Origin of the sequence: Staphylococcus sp. FSL W8-1270, from assembly GCF_038007165.1 — a bacterium.
Taxonomy (GTDB): Bacteria; Bacillota; Bacilli; order Staphylococcales; family Staphylococcaceae; genus Staphylococcus; species Staphylococcus hominis.
The window spans coordinates 740513-767473 of the sequence record NZ_JBBOWQ010000001.1; the positions used below are offsets into that span (position 1 = coordinate 740513).

Annotated in this window: 20 protein-coding genes, 6 tRNA genes and 3 rRNA genes; 27 read left to right on the forward strand and 2 right to left on the reverse strand. The window is 33.7% G+C overall.

Translation table 11 applies throughout. From position 1 onward, the window contains the following. Positions 1-74 precede the first annotated feature (74 nt). The 3 genes from amaP to NSU06_RS03665 all read left to right on the forward strand — a co-directional run bounded on the left by amaP (position 75) and on the right by NSU06_RS03665 (position 1487). Complete coding sequence (gene amaP / locus NSU06_RS03655) at positions 75-611, forward strand: alkaline shock response membrane anchor protein AmaP (RefSeq protein WP_002448415.1); 537 nt, start codon at positions 75-77, stop codon at positions 609-611. A gap of 12 nt (positions 612-623) precedes the next feature. Beyond that, positions 624-860 (forward strand): DUF2273 domain-containing protein, encoded by a 237-nt coding sequence (locus NSU06_RS03660; protein WP_002448488.1) that lies wholly within the window; start codon positions 624-626, stop codon positions 858-860. A 78-nt stretch (positions 861-938) separates the two neighbouring features. Further along, positions 939-1487, forward strand: coding sequence for an Asp23/Gls24 family envelope stress response protein (locus NSU06_RS03665; protein WP_002448598.1), 549 nt, complete (start codon positions 939-941; stop codon positions 1485-1487). Between the two features lie 110 nt (positions 1488-1597). Here the strand turns inward: NSU06_RS03665 and NSU06_RS03670 are convergent, their stop codons facing one another. Beyond that, complete coding sequence (locus tag NSU06_RS03670) at positions 1598-3541, reverse strand: IucA/IucC family protein (protein WP_048762037.1); 1944 nt, start codon at positions 3539-3541, stop codon at positions 1598-1600. Between the two features lie 213 nt (positions 3542-3754). Between NSU06_RS03670 and NSU06_RS03675 the strand changes: the two genes are divergently transcribed. The 6 genes from NSU06_RS03675 to NSU06_RS03700 all read left to right on the forward strand — a co-directional run bounded on the left by NSU06_RS03675 (position 3755) and on the right by NSU06_RS03700 (position 11378). Next, a complete protein-coding gene (locus NSU06_RS03675; RefSeq protein ID WP_340779459.1) occupies positions 3755-5512 on the forward strand; it encodes an IucA/IucC family protein in 1758 nt (585 codons plus the stop codon). Then, positions 5513-6574, forward strand: coding sequence for an alanine racemase (locus NSU06_RS03680; protein WP_019835198.1), 1062 nt, complete (start codon positions 5513-5515; stop codon positions 6572-6574). Positions 6575-6771: 197 nt separating this feature from the next. After that, positions 6772-7770, forward strand: coding sequence for an ABC transporter substrate-binding protein (locus tag NSU06_RS03685; protein WP_017175373.1), 999 nt, complete (start codon positions 6772-6774; stop codon positions 7768-7770). A gap of 12 nt (positions 7771-7782) precedes the next feature. After that, positions 7783-8814 carry a FecCD family ABC transporter permease gene (locus NSU06_RS03690; protein WP_017175372.1) on the forward strand — a complete coding sequence of 344 codons (1032 nt, stop codon included), beginning with the start codon at positions 7783-7785 and terminating at the stop codon, positions 8812-8814. After that, positions 8811-9776 (forward strand): FecCD family ABC transporter permease, encoded by a 966-nt coding sequence (locus NSU06_RS03695; RefSeq protein WP_017175371.1) that lies wholly within the window; start codon positions 8811-8813, stop codon positions 9774-9776. The genes NSU06_RS03690 and NSU06_RS03695 overlap by 4 nt, the downstream gene beginning before the upstream one ends. Positions 9777-10061: 285 nt before the next feature. Continuing rightward, entirely contained in the window at positions 10062-11378 is a 1317-nt protein-coding gene (locus NSU06_RS03700; protein WP_019835202.1) for a YjiH family protein, read from the forward strand. 57 nt (positions 11379-11435) lie between these two features. On the opposite strand, the gene NSU06_RS03705 is transcribed toward NSU06_RS03700, so the two are convergent. After that, positions 11436-11750: a heme oxygenase gene (locus NSU06_RS03705; protein WP_048680627.1), complete on the reverse strand. Its 315-nt coding sequence runs from the start codon at positions 11748-11750 to the stop codon at positions 11436-11438. A gap of 176 nt (positions 11751-11926) precedes the next feature. On the opposite strand from NSU06_RS03705, the gene NSU06_RS03710 reads away from it, so the two are divergent. The 18 genes from NSU06_RS03710 to glmM all read left to right on the forward strand — a co-directional run bounded on the left by NSU06_RS03710 (position 11927) and on the right by glmM (position 26837). Then, positions 11927-12445 (forward strand): metal-dependent hydrolase, encoded by a 519-nt coding sequence (locus NSU06_RS03710; protein ID WP_017175369.1) that lies wholly within the window; start codon positions 11927-11929, stop codon positions 12443-12445. A 105-nt stretch (positions 12446-12550) separates the two neighbouring features. Further along, positions 12551-13738 (forward strand): UTP--glucose-1-phosphate uridylyltransferase, encoded by a 1188-nt coding sequence (locus tag NSU06_RS03715; RefSeq protein WP_019835205.1) that lies wholly within the window; start codon positions 12551-12553, stop codon positions 13736-13738. Between the two features lie 16 nt (positions 13739-13754). Further along, the gene (gene trhA, locus NSU06_RS03720) at positions 13755-14438 is read left to right on the forward strand and encodes a PAQR family membrane homeostasis protein TrhA (protein ID WP_019835206.1); all 684 of its coding nucleotides are present in this window, start codon (positions 13755-13757) and stop codon (positions 14436-14438) included. A 187-nt stretch (positions 14439-14625) separates the two neighbouring features. Next, positions 14626-15966 (forward strand): multidrug efflux MFS transporter SdrM, encoded by a 1341-nt coding sequence (gene sdrM / locus NSU06_RS03725; protein WP_048762031.1) that lies wholly within the window; start codon positions 14626-14628, stop codon positions 15964-15966. Positions 15967-16040: 74 nt separating this feature from the next. Further along, positions 16041-16508: a SepA family multidrug efflux transporter gene (locus NSU06_RS03730; protein ID WP_017175365.1), complete on the forward strand. Its 468-nt coding sequence runs from the start codon at positions 16041-16043 to the stop codon at positions 16506-16508. Between the two features lie 91 nt (positions 16509-16599). Next, positions 16600-17664, forward strand: a complete 1065-nt coding sequence (locus NSU06_RS03735) for an Mrp/NBP35 family ATP-binding protein (RefSeq protein WP_048762029.1) — start codon at positions 16600-16602, stop codon at positions 17662-17664. Between the two features lie 452 nt (positions 17665-18116). After that, a 16S ribosomal RNA gene (locus tag NSU06_RS03740) occupies positions 18117-19667 on the forward strand. 300 nt (positions 19668-19967) lie between these two features. Then, positions 19968-22889 (forward strand): 23S ribosomal RNA (locus NSU06_RS03745). 67 nt (positions 22890-22956) lie between these two features. Beyond that, positions 22957-23071 (forward strand): 5S ribosomal RNA (gene rrf, locus NSU06_RS03750). The 16S, 23S and 5S rRNA genes sit together here with 6 tRNA genes alongside, the layout of an rRNA operon. Positions 23072-23082: 11 nt before the next feature. Next, a tRNA-Asn gene (locus NSU06_RS03755) sits at positions 23083-23157 on the forward strand. 1 nt (position 23158) lies between these two features. Then, a tRNA-Glu gene (locus tag NSU06_RS03760) sits at positions 23159-23230 on the forward strand. 7 nt (positions 23231-23237) lie between these two features. After that, positions 23238-23313 (forward strand) — tRNA-Val (locus tag NSU06_RS03765). A 10-nt stretch (positions 23314-23323) separates the two neighbouring features. Then, positions 23324-23407 (forward strand) — tRNA-Tyr (locus tag NSU06_RS03770). A gap of 6 nt (positions 23408-23413) precedes the next feature. Further along, a tRNA-Gln gene (locus NSU06_RS03775) sits at positions 23414-23488 on the forward strand. Between the two features lie 3 nt (positions 23489-23491). Next, a tRNA-Lys gene (locus NSU06_RS03780) sits at positions 23492-23564 on the forward strand. A 151-nt stretch (positions 23565-23715) separates the two neighbouring features. Then, a complete protein-coding gene (gene cdaA / locus NSU06_RS03785) occupies positions 23716-24522 on the forward strand; it encodes a diadenylate cyclase CdaA (protein ID WP_017176078.1) in 807 nt (268 codons plus the stop codon). Position 24523: 1 nt separating this feature from the next. Next, the gene (locus NSU06_RS03790) at positions 24524-25456 is read left to right on the forward strand and encodes a CdaR family protein (RefSeq protein WP_017176079.1); all 933 of its coding nucleotides are present in this window, start codon (positions 24524-24526) and stop codon (positions 25454-25456) included. A gap of 28 nt (positions 25457-25484) precedes the next feature. Continuing rightward, positions 25485-26837 (forward strand): phosphoglucosamine mutase, encoded by a 1353-nt coding sequence (glmM, locus tag NSU06_RS03795; RefSeq protein ID WP_017176080.1) that lies wholly within the window; start codon positions 25485-25487, stop codon positions 26835-26837. Positions 26838-26961: the final 124 nt, after the last annotated feature.

Genomic DNA, 26961 nt, shown 5'->3' on the forward strand with positions numbered 1-26961 from the left:
TAAAAAATTTTTAAAGGGTACTTAAATTTTATAATTAAATAATTTCAACAATGACTAAGGAGGTGTGTTTAGAGGTGCATAGATTTAAAAACTTTATCCTTGGCCTATTAATAGTTGCGATTGTTGGTTTCTTATTGTTTATGTACATAGATGATAGTCGTATTAAGCGTTATCAAGACTATTTCTTACAATTCAATTGGTTCCAACCACTATTAATTGGTTTATCTGCTTTACTCGTATTAATTGGTATTATATTGGTATTTAGCATCTTTAAACCAACATATAGAAAACCAGGTCTTTATAAAGATTATAATGATGGACATATTTATGTATCACGTAAAGCAGTCGAAAAGTCTGCATACGATACATTAACTAAATACGATGAAATCAGACAACCAAACGTGGTTACTAAACTTTACAATAAGAAAAACAATTCTTACATTGATATTAAAGCTGATTTCTTAGTACCTAATGATGTGCAAGTAAAATCATTAACTGAAAGCATTAGATCTGACATTAAACATAATGTTGAGCATTTTACTGAAATGCCTGTTAGAAAATTAGAAATTAATGTTAGAGATCAAAAATCTGCCGGACAACGCGTACTATAAGGGAGGGATAACATGGCTGATAATAATCAAAATAGTCAAGATTCTACTCAACAAATTATCGACTTCCTAAAGTCGTATAAATGGCGAATTATAGGTTTCTTTGCATTCTTAATTATTGCAATCTTATTCCTGACTTTAGGGTTCTGGAAAACAATTTTAATTATTGTTTTATGTTTAATCGGAATTGGCGTTGGGTATATGAAAGACCGTACACAAGATTTCATGAACTTCTTAAATCGATGGAGTTAACATTCATTATTTAAGAATTCATATAAATTAAAAAATTAAGTATTAAAAATTAAATTTTATTTAAAAAGGAGAATTCACATGGCTGTAGATAATAACAAAGCTAAACAAGCGTATAATAACCAAACTGGAGTAAATGAAAAAGAAAGAGAAGAACGTCAAGAACAAGCACAACAATACAGAGAAGAACGTCAAAATAATCAACAACATTTTGAAAATAAATTAACGTTCTCTGATGAAGTTATCGAAAAAATTGCTGGTATCGCTGCTCGTGAAGTAAGAGGTATCTTAGATATGAAAGGCGGATTCACTGACAGTATTTCTAGTGCATTCTCAAGCGGTAACAACGTAACACAAGGTGTTTCTGTTGAAGTTGGTGAAAAACAAGCGGCTGTAGACTTAAAAGTCATCTTAGAATATGGTGAATCAGCTCCAAAAATCTTCCGTAAAGTAACTGACTTAGTTAAAGAACAAGTTAAATACATTACTGGTTTAGATGTTGTTGAAGTTAACATGCAAGTTGACGACGTAATGACTAAAAAAGAATGGGCACAAAAAAACCAAAAAAATAACAACAACAATAACAATAATAACAACAACAATAATTTCGAAAGATCAGATTTACAATAATCTTATTGAAAAAAGACCTTGGAATGTTCCAAGGTCTTTTTATAGTTAATATCATTTTTTAACAAGAGACGGAATAACATTCAAATTGAATGTTATTCTGCTTCTTAATTTTAATGTAGTGGATTATTAACTTTAATATAAGTGTAATGATGTGCTTCATCTTCTAAACGCATAGTGGTTACACATTTATAATCAATTGTTGCAGCAAATAAAGTATGAGTAATCTTTTGCATACGTTCTGTATCAACATCAGTCAACTTAGCTAATATATCTTGAATAGTATGACTGATATGATGCCACGTTATTTTTTCAAAATTTATATTTTCTACTTTTTCAGTAATTGTTAATATTAATTCAGCTAGATGATTTTGAACAGTTGAATAGAATACTTTATTAAAAACAGAGGTAGTAGATTGAGTAAGAATTCTAGATTTCTTATGGAAATGTGATGTTTTATACCCCATTTTGTTTAATTGAGTTTCATCAATACGTAATCCTTCGAAATCTCGAATATAGATTTTACTTAAACTACCATCTTGATTAAATGTAGCAATAGAATTTTGTAAATGTGCCTCTAGTGCGATTCCATATTTTACATATAGTGGAATAACTAGTCCTAATAATTGAGTCGCATAATCTTGAATCCATGCATAAGCCGCTTTTTCAAATGTCTTAAATTGATGTGTATGTTGATATCGTTTTATTAAGCTTTCAATCGGCGGTTCAGTATTGTTTGGATAATAAGCAACAAGACTAGACGGTATGACAGGTATTGTATCTTCTTCGATTAATGTATAAATATTTTCTCTAAATAATGTTCCCAGTTGTTCACTACGTTCAGTTTGGATTGTTGAATGATCTTTAGAATTATAAAAATGAATGCCAGCAATTTCATCTAAGGTTTCTATGCGATAAGGTTGAAAATCAGTGTCGTTTTTTAAAATATCATTCACAATTTTAGTAACTAAAGGTCCATTATGCGTTGTTTGTTCAGAAAGCGTACGTATTTCCCCAGTAATATGAACATTTGTAGAAAGTTTAATATGCGGGAATAGTTTAGGATATTTTGGCATTAATGTTCTGAATGATAAGCCAGCATAATAAGGTAAGGTCATATCAATAGGAATAATAAGTTGTTCATCTAGTTCTTGTTGATATTGACTAAGTAAAATATGTTCGAATTGCCAAGGATGGACAACCATTAAATGATAATCTTCAATTCTTATATCATTATATTTATTTAAAAGGTGAGTAAATAATTTATGAAAAGATTGTTGAAGCATATCATTATAGGTTGAAGATAAGGATTGAACATTTGCTATACTATTATGTATGAATACACATTTTAACTGGATTTCTTGACCGTATTCTGAACTATAATGAATATTCTCTTTAGCACTCATCCCTTTACGAAGCTTTGCGCCTGGATGAAGGGGATGACCTTCTATAACTGATTGTTCCGAACGTAAATAACTATCGTCACTTTTTGCAATTAATTCCCATAAAGGCTCGTAGTTTGAATGCATATGTTTAGCTTGATAACTTAGTGCCAGAATCATATTAGCAGCACTATTATTTAAATCTTCTCTAAATTGTTCACTAGCAGCGTTATCAAGTTTTGGCGCTTCAGCTAAAATTAAATCTAGAATATCATTTGGATGTTGGATTCTTTCATATTCATGATTATGATGTTTTAAGATATAAAAGGGGCCTTCCACATCTATCCGGTCGAAGGCATATCTCCCTTTTATTTGACTGTAAATATCGATATTTGATTTTGGAAAATGAATACATAATACGTCTTTATCTTTAGAAAACATAGATACGGTTAATTTGTTAGGCCTAATAATCTGACTATTATCTTTAGCGTGTATTAAGTTTTCACGATATAAAGATGTAATAAGACGTTGAGAAATTTTATCTCTACCTATTAAAATATATTGTTTAAAATGATCGATTAAATCAGGATAAAATTCATTTAAATATGTATAAACATCATATTCTTCATTAGTAAGTTGTAAGTTATGATTATTAATGGTTGTATTTTTATTCATATAACACCTCATCCACATTCTACAAAATTATAAATAGTTTGTATAATATCTAACTCTAAAATTAAACCTTTTTAAAAGATAGTTTAAATTTAAGACACAATATTTTAATAAATTCTAAGTTCATGTAATTGCTAGTAACCTTAATTAAATTTATAATTATTAAACTAGTTAAACTTAATTATGAAAACGAATGATAAGGCGGAGGATTTAAAAATGTTAAACGAGTGGAAGCATGCAGATCGAAATATGCAATATAGAGTAGTAAATGCTCTAATAAAGGAAAATATATGGACTCATTCAACTACCATTTTTAAAGAAAATCATTATGTAACGATTGAGTTTGAACAAGTGCTTCTAAACGTTCATTATAAATACGAAAGTGCATTATCTCGATATGAATTTGATGGGCCGATAATATATATAAATCATCAACATAAAGAATCAGTGGATAGTCTAGAAAAACTATTAGACATACTAGTAACAGACTTTCATATTGATATCCCATTCCATTTAAAAAGTGAACTTATTCATAGCAGAGATAGTTTCATTGAAGTATATAAAGCATTCGATACACGTCATGAGTATCTTCAAAGACATGATAAATATATAAATGCCTCAGAACGTTTAAATTTTTTTACTTGGCTAGAAAAGTTGAAAAAAGATAATGATATAGATGACGTACTATATTCTGAAAGCTTAATATTTGAAGGTCATCCTACACATCCACTTACTAAAACAAAATTACCTTTATCAATGGAAGAAGTGAGAACCTATTCGCCAGAATTTGAAAAGATTATTAATTTGAAAGTGATGCTAATACATAATGAGTATGTAAATGTTACAACCATTCTTGATCATTCTCAGTTCATTTTAAATGAGGTTATTCCTGAATATATTGACGAATTACATACATTCATGAATGATAGAGAACGTTTGCTTAAAGACTATAAAGTCATTTTAGTTCACCCATGGCAATATGAACATACTATTCGTAATAAATATAAGGAGTGGCTACAAGATTATATTTTGATATCTACTCCATTTCAGGTTCCATCTAAAGCAACATCTTCTTTTAGAACAATGTCGCTAATCAATCATCCTTATCATGTGAAATTACCAGTCAATGTTCAAGCTACTAGTGCAGTTAGAACAGTGTCCCCAGAAACAACAATTGATGGACCCAAATTAAGTCAAGCATTACATCGTGAATTAAATCAGTATACACAATTAGATGTTGCACTTGAGCCCTATGGTTTATTTGCTAAAACAGACAGTGACGATGCTAGACAACTTGCTTGTATTATTCGTGAAAAACCTTTTACAAAAGATGATGGTATTTTATTAGTTACAGGTGCATTAGTAAATAAAAATGTAGTAGATAATGAAATCACAGTAGATAGTTACCTTAAATGGATTAATGATGACATTAATCAACATACCATTCATCAGTTTATGCGAAATTATACTCGTCAACTGGTAACACCTTTATTAGCTTTAATACAAGATTATGGTATAGCTTTAGAAGCACATATGCAAAATACACTAGTGCATTTAGGACCAAAGTATCAAATACAATTTATAGTGCGAGATCTCGGTGGCTCTCGAATAGATATTAAAACACTAAGTCAAAAATTAAAGCATATAGAAGTGGAAAATAAAAGTTTACTTGCAGACTCAATTGAAGAAGTCATTATGAAATTTCAACACGCAGTCGTTCAAAATCAACTAGCAGAATTAATTTTTCATTTTAAAAAGTATGAATTTATAAAAGAAGAAGAACTTTTTAATATAATTCAAGAAGAAATAGAAGTAGCAATTAATGATACTAAGCCTCATGCAGATACATTAAGAAAAGTTTTATTTGGACCTACAATTACAGTAAAAGCATTGTTGAAAATGAGAATGAAAAAGAAAGTGAAAAAATATCTGAATATTAGTTTAGATAATCCAATAAAAAGAGAGGTGAATTAAGTGTCTCGTATTGTAATCAATTTATCAAAGATTGAATATAATGCACATGTATTAAAAATGTTGTTTGACAGCAAAAATATAGCCATGATACCTGTGATAAAAAGTATTGCTGGAGATGAACATATCATTAAACGATTAATGAAAGTAGGATTTAACTACTTTGCAGAATCTCGACTAGAAAATATTCCTCAGCAATTTACAAAAGATTGTCAATTTTTACTTTTGAGATCTCCTTTAAAGCATCAGTATGAAGATTTGATTAAAAAGAGTTACGTAAGTATTCAAACAGAAATGGCAACAATACATCAGTTAAATCATATTGCAAATGAAATGAGTCATCAACATCAAGTTATATTGATGGTCGATTGGAAAGATCAACGTGAAGGTGTATTACCTTATGATATAGTTGAATATATTCATGAAATAAAACTAATGAATAATATAAAACTTTTAGGTCTTGCATTTAATTTCATGTGTTTTAAGTCTAAAGCTCCAACATTAAATGATATTGACGAAATAAATCAATTTGTTCATCATGTACAATACGAAACAGGAGTATCATTTGAAGTTATTTCTGGAGGTAACTCAAGTATGCTTCCATTATTAAAACAATATGATTTAGGATGTATTAATGAGTTGAGAATAGGAGAAACATTATTTCGTGGTGTGGATACAACTACTAATCAAAATATACCTGAGTTATTTCAAAATGCAATATTACTTGAAGCGGAAATTATTGAAATTAAACCTAGGTATACGAAGACAAAAGAAAGTTACTTACAAGCTATTGTAGATGTGGGATATATTGATACTGTGATTGAAAAAATAAAACCACTCAATCATCGAATAGAAATTATGGGTGCTTCAAGTGATCATTTAATGATAGATTTAAAAGAAGAAATTAACTATAAAGTAGGAGATTGCATACCATTTTCATTAGAATACGAAGCGCTATCACAACTAATGTATCATCAGAGAATGGAAAAATATTATAGTGAAGAACAAGCTATTTCTCAACGTATTAACAATTTGAAGCAATCAAAATATATCAACAACAAATAACGCATTATATAGAATCTGAGACATCAATAGTGTCTCAGATTTCTTTATGCGTTGGCGTTGGCAGTCAACGTTTTCGTGATGGGCCAACGAATTCAAAATAAATTCTGTGCCAATCTTTATTTTTATATTTTATTGACAATGATAATCGTTATCAATAAAATGAAGATATACCTCAATACATATTAAGGAGTGTCATCATGAAAAGAACAACAATTTTTGGAATTATTTCAATATTACTGATTTTAGTATTAACAACTGCATGTGGAAAGGTAAGTAACAATGGTTCAAATTCATCTAATCAAATTTCGTCATCTAAAGATATTATTGAGATTAAACATGATTTAGGAACAACTAAAGTACCTAAAGATGCTAAGAGAGTAGTAGCTTTAGAATTTTCATTTGTTGATGCATTAGTAGCTTTGGATGTTAAGCCTGTAGGAATAGCAGACGATAATAAAAAGAATAGAATAATTAAACCGTTAAGAGATAAAATTGGAAATTATACATCTGTTGGTACGCGTAAACAACCAAATTTAGAAGAAATAAGTAAATTAAAACCTGATTTAATTATTGCTGACAGTAATCGACATAAAGGAATTTATAAGGAATTAAGTAAAATTGCTCCAACAATAGAATTAAAAAGCTTCGACGGCGACTATAATGAAAATATCGGAGCGTTTAAAGTTATAGCTAAATCTCTTAATAAAGAGAAACAGGGTAAAAAACGTTTAGACGAACATAAGAAAAAAATAGCTCAATATAAACAAGAGATTCAATTTGATAAAAATGAAAAAGTACTTCCAGCTGTAGCTTCTAAGTCTGGGTTACTAGCGCATCCAAGTGAATCTTATGTGGGACAGTTATTAGGTGAATTAGGTTTTAAAGAAGCATTAAATAAAGATGTGACGAAAGGATTAAGTAAATATTTACAAGGACCTTATTTACAACTCAATTCAGAAACATTATCTGAAATCAATCCAGAACGCATGTTTATTATGACAAATGGTGCAAGTTCTAATGAACCTTCTTATCAAGAATTGAAAAAAGATCCTATTTGGAACAAACTTGATGCAGTTAAAAATCATAAAATAGATGTGGTTGATCGTGATACATGGGCCCGCGCACGTGGTTTAATCTCTTCAGAAGAAATGGCTAAAGAAATCGTAGAAATCTCAAAAAAAGATAGAAATAAATAGGATGGATTGACAATGACTATACAAAAAAGTAATCGTCTTTCTGCTAATAAAAGATCAATCAAGAAGCGTATGACACTCACCTTTTCAGTGAGTGTTTGCCTTCTTGTTATTTTTGTTTATCTTAATTTAGCCACTGGAACTTTAAATATTCAAACTAAAGATATGTATCATTACTTTTTTACTTCAATTGAAAACAAGCAGACGTTTATCATTCAAAGTGTTAGAATGCCAAGGATGATTGTTGCCATACTTGTGGGAGGTGCCTTAGCTCTGGCTGGTTTACTCATGCAATCTATAACTAGAAATCCATTAGCATCTCCGCAAATATTTGGGGTAAATGCGGGTGCTTCATTTATTATCGTATTAGTGACAGTATTAATGCCTACGATGGGAAACTATGCAACCTATTTAGCGTTTATTGGGGCATTTATTGGTGGGTTAACTGTGTATTTATTATCTGGTTCTACGAAAAAAATAACACCAGTGAAATTAGCTTTAGCAGGAATGGCAGTACATTTGTTTTTTAGTAGTCTTACACAAGGTATTATTTTACTTAATGAAGATTCTAATTCTACTGTTATGTTTTGGTTAGTTGGCTCTTTAAATGGAATGAAATGGAAAGATGTAATGATAATTTGTCCTTGGATTCTTATGGGACTTATCATACTAATTGCATTTGCAAGACAACTTACAATAATGGAATTAGGTGATACACTAGCCAAAAGTTTAGGTCAAAAAACTGAAGTGATAAGAATCATTATCGGATTACTTGTTATTATATTTGCTGGGACATCTGTCTCTATTGTAGGACCTATTGGATTTATAGGATTAATCGTGCCACATATAGTAAAACGTTATGCACCGCATAATTACTTCATTTTAATTCCGTTAACATTTATAGTTGGCGCAAATTTATTGTTATTATCTGATACATTGAGTCGTTTAATTACATATCCCTATGAATCACCAGTTGGAATTGTTACTTCATTTATAGGAGCATTTTATTTCTTATTTATTACTTTAAGGAGAGTGAAACGAATATGACACACCACTCATTAGCTATTCGTTATGCACTTGTCGTTACGATATTAATCATAAGTATATTTATTAGCTTATGCGTCGGCGCAACAATGTATAATCCCGTTAAAGTAATAAATAGTTTATTGATACAAGATGATTTTATTCTAAATGAATATCGTATACCTAGAACACTTTTAGGATTAATAGTAGGAAGTAGTTTAGCTATTTCAGGAACAATCATACAAGGGGTAGTAAAAAATCCTCTCGCTTCTCCAGATGTTATTGGAATGACTAAAGGTGCAAGTTTAGCAGCGATTATAATTATTATGGTTTTTCCCAATGCTCCTTTAATCATTTTACCTATGGGTTCATTTGTTGGTGCATTAATAATCAGTTTAATTTTATCTTTTTTAATATCTCAATTTAATATTAAAGGATCTACCTTGGCATTAATTGGCTTAGCAATTGGTGCTATATGTACAGCAATTGTACAATTTTTACTAATACGAAATCCCATGGATGCAAATAATGCGCTTATATGGTTAACAGGTAGTCTTTATGGTCATACGATAGAAAATGTATATTCAATTTTACCTTGGTTTATTATTACGATTCCAATCGTCATTGCTTTAAGTCATCAACTCGATATCTTAAACCTAGGAGATTCAATAGCGATAGCATTAGGTACACGAATAAAACGTATTAAAATGATACTGTTGATTTTATCAGTGATGTTAGCAGGATCATCTATTTCAATAGTTGGAGGAATCAGTTTTCTTGGATTGATTGCGCCACACATAGCTCGAAAAATCGTCGGATATCGTCATGTTCACGTCGTAATGATGTCTGGTTTAATTGGAGCAATCCTCATTTTATTTAGTGATGGATTAGCAAGAGGTATTCATCCGCCACTTGATATACCAGTAGGCGTAGTTATTGCCATTGTTGGTGTTCCATACTTTTTATTGTTACTTAGAAGAATTTAAATATTAAAGAGTGAGATCGTATTCACAGTGAATACGATCTCACATTTTTTGTGAAATTTTAAACTTTTGTATATTGCAAGTTATTTGAAAATAAGATATAGTAAAGTACATATTGTTTATAAAAATACATATAAAGTTATATTTATATAATTAATAGGCGTTAATTTCGATGAAAATACAAAACAAATGAATAAATACAATTACCTATACAAATAGAAAGAAGGGTGAATATTGGAGAATTATAACAAACAGGAGAAAATAAAAGGAAGAATAAAATTTATATCGATGTCAATCATTGGTATTATTTTATTTTTAATACCCATTCCAATTGTACAAGATGGGGAGAAACAAACAACATTACCAGTGGCATTTTTGGCAAATTGGTTAAAAGATTTATTAGGACCTGCAATGTCAATTCTCATTATGACAATCATTACGTTATCGACTATTTTGACTATTTTATTTTCAACAATTTTAAAGGATAAAGTAAAACCAGGTGGTCTTATCGCGAATGCATTTCAAGTTGGCCCAGTGTGGATGATACTAAGAGTACTTGCAGTTGTATTTGCCTGGATGACTTATTTTAAAATTGGAAGTAAAGTGATATATTCAGAAGATACGGGTGGATTAGTATTTAATGACTTATTACCTACATTAGTAGCAGTATTTCTTTTTGCTGCCTTATTTTTACCTTTATTAATGGAATACGGTTTATTAGAATTTTTAGGACCATTGTTTAGACCAATCATGAGACCATTATTTACTTTACCAGGACGATCAGCAGTTGATAATTTAGCCTCATTTATAGGAGATGGAACAGTAGGCGTGCTTATTACAAGTCGTCAATATGAAAAAGGTATTTATTCAAAAAGAGAATCAATAGTAATTTCTACAACTTTTAGTGTTGTATCGATCACATTTGCTATTGTTATTGCTCAAACTATTGGATTACAACAAAAGTTTTTTGTATTTTATTTAACAGTAATTGTTTCTTGCTTAGTTGCAGCGATGATCATGCCAAGAATATGGCCACTAAATCAAATTCCAGATGATTTTACGAAAGAAGTATCTGAAAGTACACGACTTGAAAAACTTCCAGAAGGAAAAACTGCATTAGCTCACGGTTTTGATGAAGCTACAATTGTAGGGCTAAAAGCGCCAGGAGTTAAAGAATTTTTTAAAACGGGAATTAAAACGGTGATTGATATGTGGTTTGTTATTTTACCAGTAGTTATGAGTATAGGGACTATTGCTACGATAATAGCAAATTATACGCCAGTATTTGAAATCATAGGAAAGCCATTTATTCCTATATTACAATTACTTCAAATTCCTGAAGCTGCAAAAGCATCTGAAACTTTACTTATTGGTTTTGCAGATATGTTTTTACCTTCTATCTTAATAGCGACGGTACACAGTGAATTGACACGATTTGTGATTGGTGCTTTAAGTATATCTCAATTAATTTATCTATCTGAAGTGGGCGGTGTGATTTTAGGTTCTAAAATTCCAGTCAGTCTCGGAAAGTTATTTATGATATTTTTAATTAGAACTGCAATCACATTACCAATTATTGCTTTAATGGCACATTTATTACTATAAAAAAGAAGCAGGGTAAGGATTGATGAATGCAATTCCAATTCCTTCCTGCTTCTTTTTCTATTCTAAAGTTGATAGTACGTTTGCTTTTACAATTTCACTTGTTACTACTGGTGAATCTTCTGTTGAAGATTTTCCAGTATTTTTATGTGCTTCTTTAAACGCATCACTTTGGGTCCAAGCTTTGAAGTTTTCTTCATTGTCCCACCATGTATTAACATACATATCTTCAGTATCATTAGTATTATCAATTTGCCAAACTTCAATTTTTCTGAAACCGTCTAATTGTTCAATCTTACCACCTTTAGTGAAACGTGGTGCCATTTTTTCAGCAAATCCTTTTTTTACAGTAATTCGATTTGTAACAACAAACATAGTCAGACCTCCTTGGGTATTTATTTTAATAATATACAAATTCAAAGATATATCAAATAAAACATATGTAATAAATAAGAAAAATAAACATTTAAAGAAAGGTATCTATATACCGAAAATATGTTCGTATTTTAAGACTATTTATGTTAATATATTTTTAATAAAGGAGAAGATAAATGACAGGAAAAACGCATGTAGCTGCTGGTTTGCTTGTAGGAGCAATAACAGTTGACCATTATCATACAGATCTATTTTCTACTGTAACAGTAATTTGTTTAGCAATAGCAGGAAGTTTACTTCCAGATATTTGTCATACAAGAAGTAAGATTGGAAGACAATTTAAAATTCTTAGTTTGCTCGTTAGTACTATCTTTGGGCATCGAACATTTACGCATTCATTGTTATTCTTAGGTATGATAGGTTTTTTACTTATTTTAATTCAAACTCCGACTTATTATTTAGTTACTATTATCGGTGCAATGGCTTCTCATGTTATACTAGATATGTTGACACCTAGAGGGGTAAAGTTACTTTATCCAATACCTTTAGCGATTAAGTTTCCTTTTACTTTCAAAACTGGTGGTTTTTTAGATGCATCCTTATCAACAGCTTTTAGTATTGGAGCAATATACATAATATTTCAAGAGTTTATAAATGAAATTTTGAAATATGTGAGCCATTCATTGTCCGGATGATATCAATGAATATGATGGATTATCTTTCTTGTCTTAATATCAAATTTATAATTAATATGATAAATATATTTGAATGACACGAACTATCTATAAGGAGAGTTATAAATGCTAGATCAAAGTAAATTAGAAAAATACAATCAAGAACATTTAATTGAATATGAGAAAATGATGAGTAGTAATGAAAAAGAGCAATTAGATGAAAAAGTGAACTCATTAGATTTAGAATTTATTCAAGAACTTTATCAAAGTTTATATGTTAATCGTAAAACAATTACAGATGTTACTGCAGTTTCTGAAGTTGATTATAAAATTAAGGAAGCATTCACTGAACAAGATCGTGAATATTATGAACATAAAGGAATAGAAGCAATAAGAAATGGAGAATTTGCTGTTGTTCTTATGGCTGGTGGTCAAGGCACACGTTTAGGTTATAAGGGACCTAAAGGTTCTTTTGAAATTGAAGGTGTAAGCTTATTTGAACTTCAAGCAAGACAACTATTGCATCTAAAAAATGAAACAGGACATTGTATTAATTGGTATATTATGACTAGTGATATTAATCATGAGGAAACATTACGTTACTTTGAAAACCATGATTATTTTGGTTATAACCCAGAACGTATTCACTTTTTTAAACAAGACAACATTGTGGCTCTAAGTGAAAATGGTAGACTGATTTTTAATGAAAAAGGCTATATTATGGAAACACCTAATGGTAATGGTGGGATATTTAAATCGCTAGAGCATAAAGGTTATTTAGATAAAATGGAGAAAGATGGCGTAAAGTTCATTTTCTTAAATAATATTGACAATGTGTTAGTAAAAGTTCTTGATCCAGTATTTGTAGGATTTACAGTAGTAAATGATAAAGATATCACATCTAAATCTATTCAACCTAAAAAGGGTGAAAGTGTTGGACGATTAGTTAGTAAAGATAATAAAGATACTGTACTTGAATATTCAGAACTTGATGAAAATGTAGCGAATACATTTGATAATGCAAATATTGGCATTCACGCATTTAAGTTATCATTTATAAATCAAGCGGTAAATAATGATTTACCATATCATTTAGCCATTAAAAAATTGAAACAACTGGATGATGACTTTGGTTTGATTGAAAAAACATCTTTAAAATTTGAACTATTTTATTTTGATATTTTCCGATATGCGAATAGTTTTATTACATTACAAGTTCCAAGAAAAGAAGAATTTTCACCCTTGAAAAATAAAGAGGGAAAAGACAGTGTAGAAACTGCAACTGATGATTTAAAACGAATGAATGTAATTTAAAGGATGGTGGAATACGATGTCTAAATCATCTCAGCATACAAAAGATAATGTAATTGAATCATTTAAAGACATCATTCCACTATCTTTTGGTGAGGAAATTGGTAATGCAACCTCACATGGTGTTGCTGCACTAATGACTTTATTTTTACTGCCTTATGCAGCAGTACATAGTTATAATGAGTATGGAACACTAAGTTCTATTAGTGTCTCTATCTTTGTTATTAGTATTTTCATGATGTTTATTTCCTCTACTGTATATCATTCAATGAAAAATAATACATCGCATAAATATATATTAAGAATTATTGACCACAGTATGATATATGTAGCAATTTCTGGAACGTATACACCAGTCTTACTAACAGTTGTTGGAGGTTGGTTAGGATGGCTGGTCTTTTTGTTATTATGGGGAACAACAATATGGGGTATTCTATATAAGTCAATTTCAACTCATGTAAATTCCAAATTAAGCTTAATTGTTTACTTAGTTATGGGATGGGTTGGTATTATATTTTTACCTGTGATTATTATTAGAACATCTTGGTTATTTATTTTATTTATCGTATTAGGTGGTCTTTCTTATACTATTGGAGCATGGTTTTATGCACAAAAAAACCGTCCATATTTTCATATGATATGGCATATTTTTATCGTTATTGCATCACTCTTTCATTTTATAGGAATCGTATATTTTATGTAGACCTAGTTGAAAGGTTATATCATTGAGAATAACTTAGTTTATTAAGTGCTTATTTAGAAACAGGACTATGAATTCAAAAAGAATTCTATCCTGTTTTTTCTTTTTTTAATAATACATTAAAATTGTTTATGAATATAATTAAGGATATTCTATATTATGAACTTTTTAAATATATAGGAGGGCAAAGATGAAATTAAAATCAATAGGTATTGTAGTGACTTTGGTTTTAACAATGTTTATGGCAGCAATTGAAAGTTCAATTATTTCACTAGCATTGCCTACCATTCGTAAAGATTTGAATGCTGGTACAGCAGTGCCATTAGTCTTTACCGTTTATTTTATAGCACTTGTAGTAGCAAATCCTATTGTGGGTGAACTTCTCACAAGATTTAAGATTCTATATATAGCTGTAGTCGGCATACTATTATTTGGTATTGGAAGTTTTATGTCAGGCATGAGTGAGACGTTTATAATGTTAATTATTTCAAGAGCCATCCAGGGACTTGGCGCAGGAGTTATGATGTCTTTGACTCAAATTGTACCAAAACTAGCATTTGAAATTCCGCTTCGTTACAAAATAATGGGCATCGTTGGAAGTGTCTGGGGAATTTCAAGTATTCTTGGACCATTATTAGGTGGTGGAATATTAGAAGTTGCAACATGGCATTGGTTATTTTATATCAACATACCAATTGCATTGATAGCTATTGTTTTAGCTTTTCTTACTTTTCATTTTCCAGAAGAAGCGGAAGTACAACATATACACTTTGATGTAAAAGGATTATCTTTGTTTTATATTTTTATTGGACTTCTTATGTTTAGTTTATTAAATAAAACAGGTGTTACTTTTAATATTATTGCATTAATACTAGCAATAGTTATATTATTCGTTTTATTCAAATATGAAAATAAAACAGATATGCCTTTTTTACCAATAAGTGAATTTAATAAATCAATTTCACTGGTATTTATAACTGATTTACTTATAGCAATATGTCTAATGGGGTATAACTTATATATACCTGTTTATTTACAAGATTATTTAAAATTATCTCCACTACAAAGTGGATTAGTGATATTTCCACTTTCTGTTGCATGGTTAGCTTTAAACTTCAACTTAGCTAAAGTAGAATCAAAATTTTCAAGAAAAAAACTATATATAGGAGCTTTCATATCATTAATTTTAAGTAATATGATTTTAGTATTTGGACTTCATATTCCTCTTATTATTGCGGGAGCTGTGATTCTTGCAGGATTGAGTTTTGGCTTTGTTTATACTAAAGACAGTGTGATTGTTCAAGAAGAAACAAGTCCTAAATATATGAAAAAAATGATGTCATTCTATGCATTAACTAAAAATTTAGGATCATCTATAGGATCTACATTGATGGGGTCATTATATGCACTTCAATTTGGTTTATTAGGAGGTAACTTCTATAATATATTAACTGTAAGCACAATTGTTGCGCTTATATTAATTTTAATGTGGGTATTTTTATTTGAAGAGAATAAAGAAGGTATAAAATAATAATTTTAAGTTACTATATATAAATGATAAAGTGGCATTATAAAGTATGGATGAAAAGAGGAGGAAAGAGAGAAATGAAATTTTCTAATCAAAAATTTAATGGTATCTTTCCGACTCTTCTTATTCTTCTTATTTTTATTCTATCAGGTTGTATATTTTTAATATTTTTAGGATTTGGGTTATTTGGATTAAGTCGAATTCTTATTTTTTTAAAATTAGGATTCTTTACATACAATAAGGATTTATTCAGCAATTTAGTATATTACGGTAGCTATATAGTATTTGGATACTTTTTGCTATTTGCTATTGAGCATTTAATGGATTATTTTAGAAAGCAATTACCTAATAATCCATATTTTAATGGAACACTATTTCATTTAATTTCATATGTGATTACGACTATTCTATTCTATTTTGTTATTCATATTCATTACGTATATATTAAAATTGAATTTTGGGTTATTGCATTAATTATTGGAATACTATATTTATGTAAAATGATTTTTTATCCAGATAGCGAAGACTTGAATGATAAGAAGTAAACATAAGCTATAAATTCTTGATAAATTCAACACAGATTATAAGTAAATTTGTTAAAATGTAAATATAAAGAAACTTAAGGGGGATAATGAGTTGTTAACGGTAGAACAAGTAAAAAAAATAGTGGGAGACTTAAAAGACCCAATTATTAATGTGCCTTTAAAAGAAACAAAGGGAATTGTAGAAGTAAAAATAAAAGAAGAAATTCAACATGTAAGTGTTAAAGTTGCTATGGCTCAATTAGGAGGACAACCACAGCTTGATTTGCAAATGTCAGTGGTTAAAGCTTTAAAAGAAAACGGAGCAAATACAGTGGGCATTCGTTTTGAGGAACTACCTGCTGAAGTTGTGGAAAAATATACAGGAAAAGAAAAAGAGAAACCTAAGACAATTGAGGGATTATTATCACAGAATAATCCAGTGGAGTTTATTGCAATTGCTTCTGGTAAAGGTGGAGTAGGGAAATCAACTATAGCCGTAAACTTAGCAGTAGCATTAGCGAGAGAGGGTAAAAGAGTAGGTCTCATAGATGCTGACATTTATGGTTTTAGTGTTCCAGATATGATGGGGATAGATGAAAAGCCTGGTGTTCAAGGAAAAGAGATTATTCCTGTAGAACGTCATGGTGTTAAAGTGATTTCAATGGCATTTTTCGTTGAAGAAAATGCACCAGTTATTTGGCGTGGTCCTATGTTAGGAAAAATGTTGACGAATTTCTTTGTTGAAGTTAAATGGGGAGAGTTAGATTACTTATTACTTGATTTACCTCCTGGAACAGGGGATGTAGCTCTTGACGTTCATTCAATGTTACCAAGTAGTAAAGAAATAATAGTAACTACACCACATCCAACAGCAGCATTTGTAGCAGCAAGAGCTGGAGCTATGGCTAAGCATACAGAGCATTCTATTTTAGGTGTTATTGAAAATATGAGTTATTTCGAAAGTAAAGAAACTGGAAAAAAAGAGTATGTATTTGGTAAAGGTGGAGGACGTAAACTTGCGGACGAGCTCAATACCCAATTGTTAGGCGAACTACCTCTTGAACAACCTTCTTGGAATCCTAATGACTTTTCACCATCTATTTATCAAGAAGAAGATCGATTAGGAAAAATCTATAAAACAATTGCGCAAAAAGTAATTGCTGCAACAATAAAATAATAAATAAACATTAGTGTAAAAGTGCTCGAAAAAAATATCATTTCGAGCGCTTTTTCTATTGCAAAATATAAAAATTCTGATAGAATATCTTTTTGTGAGCAAGTTAGAAGAATTGCTTAAAACAAAAATAAAATTATTAAAATAATTTGTTGACACTAAATGAATTGTTTGATAAGATATAAAAGTCGTTTTCAAGAAGTGTTAATACATTTTAAAAAATGTAAATTCGGTGTAAAATTTACCATTGCAAAATCTTGAAAAACGATATAAAATATTAAAAGTAATCGAAATTAGTTATTGACTTTCGAAATTGAAGTTGATATAATTTAATAGATTATATTTTAAATGAACATTGAAAACTGAATGACAATATGTCAACGTTAATTCCAATAAAGTAACTTAAATGTTACAAACACTATTTAGTATTATGAGCTAATCAAACATCATAAATTTTTATGGAGAGTTTGATCCTGGCTCAGGATGAACGCTGGCGGCGTGCCTAATACATGCAAGTCGAGCGAACAGACGAGGAGCTTGCTCCTTTGACGTTAGCGGCGGACGGGTGAGTAACACGTAGGTAACCTACCTATAAGACTGGGATAACTTCGGGAAACCGGAGCTAATACCGGATAATATTTCGAACCGCATGGTTCGATAGTGAAAGATGGCTTTGCTATCACTTATAGATGGACCTGCGCCGTATTAGCTAGTTGGTAAGGTAACGGCTTACCAAGGCAACGATACGTAGCCGACCTGAGAGGGTGATCGGCCACACTGGAACTGAGACACGGTCCAGACTCCTACGGGAGGCAGCAGTAGGGAATCTTCCGCAATGGGCGAAAGCCTGACGGAGCAACGCCGCGTGAGTGATGAAGGTCTTCGGATCGTAAAACTCTGTTATTAGGGAAGAACAAACGTGTAAGTAACTGTGCACGTCTTGACGGTACCTAATCAGAAAGCCACGGCTAACTACGTGCCAGCAGCCGCGGTAATACGTAGGTGGCAAGCGTTATCCGGAATTATTGGGCGTAAAGCGCGCGTAGGCGGTTTTTTAAGTCTGATGTGAAAGCCCACGGCTCAACCGTGGAGGGTCATTGGAAACTGGAAAACTTGAGTGCAGAAGAGGAAAGTGGAATTCCATGTGTAGCGGTGAAATGCGCAGAGATATGGAGGAACACCAGTGGCGAAGGCGACTTTCTGGTCTGTAACTGACGCTGATGTGCGAAAGCGTGGGGATCAAACAGGATTAGATACCCTGGTAGTCCACGCCGTAAACGATGAGTGCTAAGTGTTAGGGGGTTTCCGCCCCTTAGTGCTGCAGCTAACGCATTAAGCACTCCGCCTGGGGAGTACGACCGCAAGGTTGAAACTCAAAGGAATTGACGGGGACCCGCACAAGCGGTGGAGCATGTGGTTTAATTCGAAGCAACGCGAAGAACCTTACCAAATCTTGACATCCTTTGACCCTTCTAGAGATAGAAGTTTCCCCTTCGGGGGACAAAGTGACAGGTGGTGCATGGTTGTCGTCAGCTCGTGTCGTGAGATGTTGGGTTAAGTCCCGCAACGAGCGCAACCCTTAAGCTTAGTTGCCATCATTAAGTTGGGCACTCTAAGTTGACTGCCGGTGACAAACCGGAGGAAGGTGGGGATGACGTCAAATCATCATGCCCCTTATGATTTGGGCTACACACGTGCTACAATGGACAATACAAAGGGCAGCGAAACCGCGAGGTCAAGCAAATCCCATAAAGTTGTTCTCAGTTCGGATTGTAGTCTGCAACTCGACTACATGAAGCTGGAATCGCTAGTAATCGTAGATCAGCATGCTACGGTGAATACGTTCCCGGGTCTTGTACACACCGCCCGTCACACCACGAGAGTTTGTAACACCCGAAGCCGGTGGAGTAACCATTTGGAGCTAGCCGTCGAAGGTGGGACAAATGATTGGGGTGAAGTCGTAACAAGGTAGCCGTATCGGAAGGTGCGGCTGGATCACCTCCTTTCTAAGGATATATTCGGAACATCTCGTAGAGATGATACGGAATAACGTGACATATTGTATTCAGTTTTGAATGTTTATGTTAAAACATTCATATTTAATTAAATATTGCATTTACTATTATATTTTGTTATAATACTTAGATGTGATTATTAATTAATGACATTGTACATTGAAAACTAGATAAGTAAGTAAATAGATTTTACCAAGCAAAACCGAGTGAATAGAGTTTTAAATAAGCTTGAATTCATAAAAAATAATCGCTAGTGTTCGAAAGAACACTCACAGATTAATAACTATATTAGATTAAGTTATTAAGGGCGCACGGTGGATGCCTTGGCACTAGAAGCCGATGAAGGACGTTACTAACGACGATATGCTTTGGGTAGCTGTAAGTAAGCGTTGATCCAGAGATTTCCGAATGGGGGAACCCAGCACAAGTTATGTTGTGTTATCGACAAGTGAATTCATAGCTTGTCAGAAGGCAGACCCGGAGAACTGAAACATCTTAGTACCCGGAGGAAGAGAAAGAAAATTCGATTCCCTGAGTAGCGGCGAGCGAAACGGGAAGAGCCCAAACCAATAAGCTTGCTTATTGGGGTTGTAGGACACTCTATACGGAGTTACAAAGGAATATATTAAACGAATCATCTGGAAAGTTGAATCAAAGAAGGTAATAATCCTGTAGTTGAAAATATATTCTCTCTTGAGTGGATCCTGAGTACGACGGAGCACGTGAAATTCCGTCGGAATCTGGGAGGACCATCTCCTAAGGCTAAATACTCTCTAGTGACCGATAGTGAACCAGTACCGTGAGGGAAAGGTGAAAAGTACCCCGGAAGGGGAGTGAAAGAGAACTTGAAACCGTGTGCTTACAAGTAGTCAGAGCCCGTTAATGGGTGATGGCGTGCCTTTTGTAGAATGAACCGGCGAGTTACGATCTGATGCAAGGTTAAGCAGAAAATGTGGAGCCGTAGCGAAAGCGAGTCTGAATAGGGCGTATAGTATTTGGTCGTAGACCCGAAACCAGGTGATCTACCCATGGTCAGGTTGAAGTTCAGGTAACACTGAATGGAGGACCGAACCGACTTACGTTGAAAAGTGAGCGGATGAACTGTGGGTAGCGGAGAAATTCCAATCGAACTTGGAGATAGCTGGTTCTCTCCGAAATAGCTTTAGGGCTAGCCTCAAGTGATGATTATTGGAGGTAGAGCACTGTTTGGACGAGGGGCCCCTCTCGGGTTACCGAATTCAGACAAACTCCGAATGCCAATTAATTTAACTTGGGAGTCAGAACATGGGTGATAAGGTCCGTGTTCGAAAGGGAAACAGCCCAGACCACCAGCTAAGGTCCCAAAATATATGTTAAGTGGAAAAGGATGTGGCGTTGCCCAGACAACTAGGATGTTGGCTTAGAAGCAGCCATCATTTAAAGAGTGCGTAATAGCTCACTAGTCGAGTGACACTGCGCCGAAAATGTACCGGGGCTAAACATATTACCGAAGCTGTGGATTGTCCTTTGGACAATGGTAGGAGAGCGTTCTAAGGGCGTTGAAGCATGATCGCAAGGACATGTGGAGCGCTTAGAAGTGAGAATGCCGGTGTGAGTAGCGAAAGACGGGTGAGAATCCCGTCCACCGATTGACTAAGGTTTCCAGAGGAAGGCTCGTCCGCTCTGGGTTAGTCGGGTCCTAAGCTGAGGCCGACAGGCGTAGGCGATGGATAACAGGTTGATATTCCTGTACCACCTATAATCGTTTTAATCGATGGGGGGACGCAGTAGGATAGGCGAAGCGTACGATTGGATTGTACGTCTAAGCAGTGAGATTGAGTGTTAGGCAAATCCGGCACTCTTAAGATTGAGCTGTGATGGGGAGAGGAAATTGTTTCCTCGAGTCGTTGATTTCACACTGCCGAGAAAAGCCTCTAGATAGAGATTAGGTGCCCGTACCGCAAACCGACACAGGTAGTCAAGATGAGAATTCTAAGGTGAGCGAGCGAACTCTCGTTAAGGAACTCGGCAAAATGACCCCGTAACTTCGGGAGAAGGGGTGCTCTTTAGGGTGCAAGCCCAGAAGAGCCGCAGTGAATAGGCCCAAGCGACTGTTTATCAAAAACACAGGTCTCTGCTAAACCGTAAGGTGATGTATAGGGGCTGACGCCTGCCCGGTGCTGGAAGGTTAAGAGGAGTGGTTAGCTTCTGCGAAGCTACGAATCGAAGCCCCAGTAAACGGCGGCCGTAACTATAACGGTCCTAAGGTAGCGAAATTCCTTGTCGGGTAAGTTCCGACCCGCACGAAAGGCGTAACGATTTGGGCACTGTCTCAACGAGAGACTCGGTGAAATCATAGTACCTGTGAAGATGCAGGTTACCCGCGACAGGACGGAAAGACCCCGTGGAGCTTTACTGTAGCCTGATATTGAAATTCGGCACAGCTTGTACAGGATAGGTAGGAGCCTTTGAAACGTGAGCGCTAGCTTACGTGGAGGCGTTGGTGGGATACTACCCTAGCTGTGTTGGCTTTCTAACCCGCACCACTTATCGTGGTGGGAGACAGTGTCAGGCGGGCAGTTTGACTGGGGCGGTCGCCTCCTAAAAGGTAACGGAGGCGCTCAAAGGTTCCCTCAGAATGGTTGGAAATCATTCATAGAGTGTAAAGGCATAAGGGAGCTTGACTGCGAGACCTACAAGTCGAGCAGGGTCGAAAGACGGACTTAGTGATCCGGTGGTTCCGCATGGAAGGGCCATCGCTCAACGGATAAAAGCTACCCCGGGGATAACAGGCTTATCTCCCCCAAGAGTTCACATCGACGGGGAGGTTTGGCACCTCGATGTCGGCTCATCGCATCCTGGGGCTGTAGTCGGTCCCAAGGGTTGGGCTGTTCGCCCATTAAAGCGGTACGCGAGCTGGGTTCAGAACGTCGTGAGACAGTTCGGTCCCTATCCGTCGTGGGCGTAGGAAATTTGAGAGGAGCTGTCCTTAGTACGAGAGGACCGGGATGGACATACCTCTGGTGTACCAGTTGTCGTGCCAACGGCATAGCTGGGTAGCTATGTATGGACGGGATAAGTGCTGAAAGCATCTAAGCATGAAGCCCCCCTCAAGATGAGATTTCCCAACTTCGGTTATAAGATCCCTCAGAGATGATGAGGTTAATAGGTTCGAGGTGGAAGCGTGGTGACACGTGGAGCTGACGAATACTAATCGATCGAAGACTTAATCAATTTTTTCAAGTTTTGCGACGCAAATCTTTACTTACTATCTAGTTTTGAATGTATAATCATTCATTTGTCTGGTGACAATGGCAAGGAGGTCACACCTGTTCCCATGCCGAACACAGAAGTTAAGCTCCTTAGCGCCGATGGTAGTTGGACTGACGTTCCGCTAGAGTAGGACGTTGCCAGGCATATATATTATTCCGCAGTAGCTCAGTGGTAGAGCTATCGGCTGTTAACCGATCGGTCGTAGGTTCGAATCCTACCTGCGGAGCCATGGCTCCTTGGTCAAGCGGTTAAGACACCGCCCTTTCACGGCGGTAACACGGGTTCGAGTCCCGTAGGAGTCATTTATTTGGAGAATTAGCTCAGCTGGGAGAGCATCTGCCTTACAAGCAGAGGGTCGGCGGTTCGAACCCGTCATTCTCCACCATTTAAATATCGGAGGGGTAGCGAAGTGGCTAAACGCGGCGGACTGTAAATCCGCTCCTTCGGGTTCGGCAGTTCGAATCTGCCCCCCTCCACCATCTTATTGGGCTATAGCCAAGCGGTAAGGCAACGGACTTTGACTCCGTCACGCGCTGGTTCGAATCCAGCTAGCCCAGCCATAAGAGCCATTAGCTCAGTTGGTAGAGCATCTGACTTTTAATCAGAGGGTCAGAGGTTCGAATCCTCTATGGCTCACTTTAAGCACTCCTTAATGGGGTGCTTTTTTATTATCCATTTTTAGTAGTGATTTTCATGAAAAATTTATAAGTATGACTTTCATAGTATGACAGTTACACCTTTCATTGGTATAATTATGAGTATGAAAGTTATAGACGGAGGAGAGATTATGGATTTTTCCAACTTTTTTAATAATCTTAGTACTTTGAAGATTATTACAAGTATATTAGATATACTTATTGTCTGGTATGTCCTTTATCTTCTCATTACTGTATTTAAAGGAACTAAAGCAATTCAATTGCTTAAAGGTATATTATTTATAGTTATTGGACAACAAGTAAGTAAACTTCTCAATTTAACTGCTACCTCAAAGTTATTTGATATTGTGATTCAATGGGGCGTTTTAGCTTTAATTGTGATATTCCAACCAGAAATTAGACGAGCACTTGAGCAATTAGGGCGAGGGAGCCTATTTAAACGCTATACTAATACTTACAGTCATGATGAAGAAAAATTAATCCAATCTGTATCAAAGGCTGTTCAGTATATGGCTAAAAGACGAATTGGAGCATTAATTGTTTTTGAAAAGGAAACTGGATTGCAAGACTATATTGAAACTGGTATATCAATGAATTCTGCAATATCTCAAGAATTATTGATAAATGTTTTTATACCTAATACACCATTACATGATGGGGCTATGATTATTCAAAACACTAAAATTGCTAGTGCTGCATGTTATTTACCACTTTCAGATAGTAATAAAATTTCTAAAAGTTTAGGTACAAGACATAGGGCAGCCGTAGGAATTTCTGAAGTTTCGGACTCATTTACTGTGGTAGTATCTGAAGAAACCGGTTCAATATCAGTTACTTTCGATGGTAAATTAAGACGTGATGTTTCTGATGAAGTATTCGAAGAGTTATTAGCTGAACATTGGTTTGGAACTCGCGCTCAAAAGAAGGGTGTGAAATAGCATGTTAGAAAGTAAGTGGGGATTAAGATTTTTTGCCTTAATATTAGCGATCTTTTTTTATCTTTCTGTTAATAATGTGTTTGGCAATATTTTTAACAATGATAATCTAGCTCAGAATTCTTCTAAAACAATTGAAGATGTACCTGTAGAAATTCTTTATAATACCAAAAATTTACATGTTACTAAATCACCAGATACTGTTGATGTTACTATTTCAGGACCACAATCAAAGTTATTGAAAATAGAAAGTTCAGACGATATCAAGGTCACAGTTAATTTATCTAATGCTAAATCTGGAAATTATAAAGAAGATTATATTGTTAAAGGATTAAGTAACGATATTAGTTATAATGTTAAACCTAAACACGCTTATATCACCTTGGAGGATAAAGATACTAAAACAATGCATGTTCAGCCTGATATTTCACAAAACAATGTAGATTCAAATTATAAAGTAAGTGAAACTTCTTTGAATAAAGACACTGTTCAAGTTACTGGTGGTAAAAAGCAATTAGACAAAATTGCATATTTAAAAGCGACATTTAAAAATGCGACTAATATCAGTGAGAATACTACTGATGTAGCTGAAATTACTGCATTTGACAAGCAATTGAATAAATTAAACGTTCAAATCAAGCCTAATAATATTAAAATGTCAGTGAAACTTGAACCTTACAGTAAAAAAGTAAAAATTAAAACCGTTAAAAAGGGTTCATTACCTGATGATGAAAGTTTAGATAGCATTAAACTAAATGAGAATGAAGTAGAAATTTATGGTAATAAAGATGATTTGAAGGATATTAATGACATAGAAGCCGATGTCAATTTAGATGATATCACTGAATCGACTGATAAAACACTTCAACTCAAGATACCTAAACAGGTTAAGAAATCTGAATTTAATGAAGTCACAGCACATGTCAATTTAAAATAGTAAACTAGATAATAAAGGAGTAATGAAAATGGGAAAATATTTTGGAACAGATGGTGTAAGGGGAGTAGCTAATAAAGAATTAACACCTGAATTAGCGTTTAAACTAGGTCGCTATGGTGGTTATGTATTAGCACATAATGAAGGAGAGAAACATCCTAGAGTTTTAGTTGGTAGAGATACTCGTGTGTCTGGTGAAATGTTAGAATCAGCTTTAATCGCTGGATTAGCATCAATAGGTGCAGAAGTAATGAGATTAGGAGTTATTTCTACTCCAGGTGTTGCATATTTAACACGTGAAATGGGAGCACAATTAGGAGTAATGATTTCTGCATCTCATAATCCTGTAGCTGATAATGGTATTAAGTTCTTTGGTGCTGATGGTTTTAAACTTTCAGATAAGCAGGAAGAAGAAATTGAACAATTATTAGATCAAGAACAACCTGACTTACCACGTCCAGCAGGCAAAGACATTATGCATTTTTCAGATTATTATGAAGGTGCACAAAAATACTTAAGTTATCTTAAATCTACAATTGATATAAATTTAGATGGACTTAAAATTACTTTAGATGGGGCGAATGGATCAACTTCTTCACTTGCGCCTTTCTTATTTGGTGATTTAGAGGCAACGACAGTTACAATTGGTTGTAATCCAGATGGATACAATATTAATGATGAATGTGGGTCTACTCATCCTGAACATTTAGCTGAAAAAGTTGTAGAAACTGAAAGTGATTTTGGTTTAGCTTTTGATGGAGATGGAGATCGTTTAATTGCTGTTGATGAAAAGGGTAACATCATTGATGGTGACCAAATTATGTTTATTATTGGTCAAGAAATGCATAAAAATCATGAATTAAATAATAATATGATTGTATCTACTGTAATGAGTAACTTAGGATTTTATAAAGCTCTTGAAACAGAAGGCATTCAATCAAATAAAACAAAAGTTGGAGATAGATATGTCGTTGAAGAAATGAGACGAGGCCATTATAATTTAGGCGGAGAACAATCTGGACATATAGTAATGATGGACTATAACACGACTGGTGATGGACTACTAACTGGAGTACAACTTGCTGCTATTATTAAATCAAGTGGTAAAACTTTAAGTGAGTTAGCAGCACAAATGAAAAAGTATCCACAATCATTAATTAATGTAAAAGTAACAGATAAACATCATGTATCTGAAAATGAAGATGTTAAAGCTGTTATGAATGAAGTTGAGAATGAAATGAATGGTGAAGGAAGAATATTAGTTAGACCTTCAGGAACTGAACCATTAGTAAGAGTAATGGTTGAGGCAGCAACAAATGAAGATGCTGAACGTTATGCTCAAACAATTGCTGATAAAGTAAAAGAAAAAATGGGATTAAATTAATAGTACCATTTAAAAACAAGAATACACTCTCTTTAAAGTTAAAGCCGTAGAACTGAAAACTTTAAAGAGAGTATTTTTTTAGCAAAAAATATAAATTAAATATCAAATTATAACTATAAGTTTA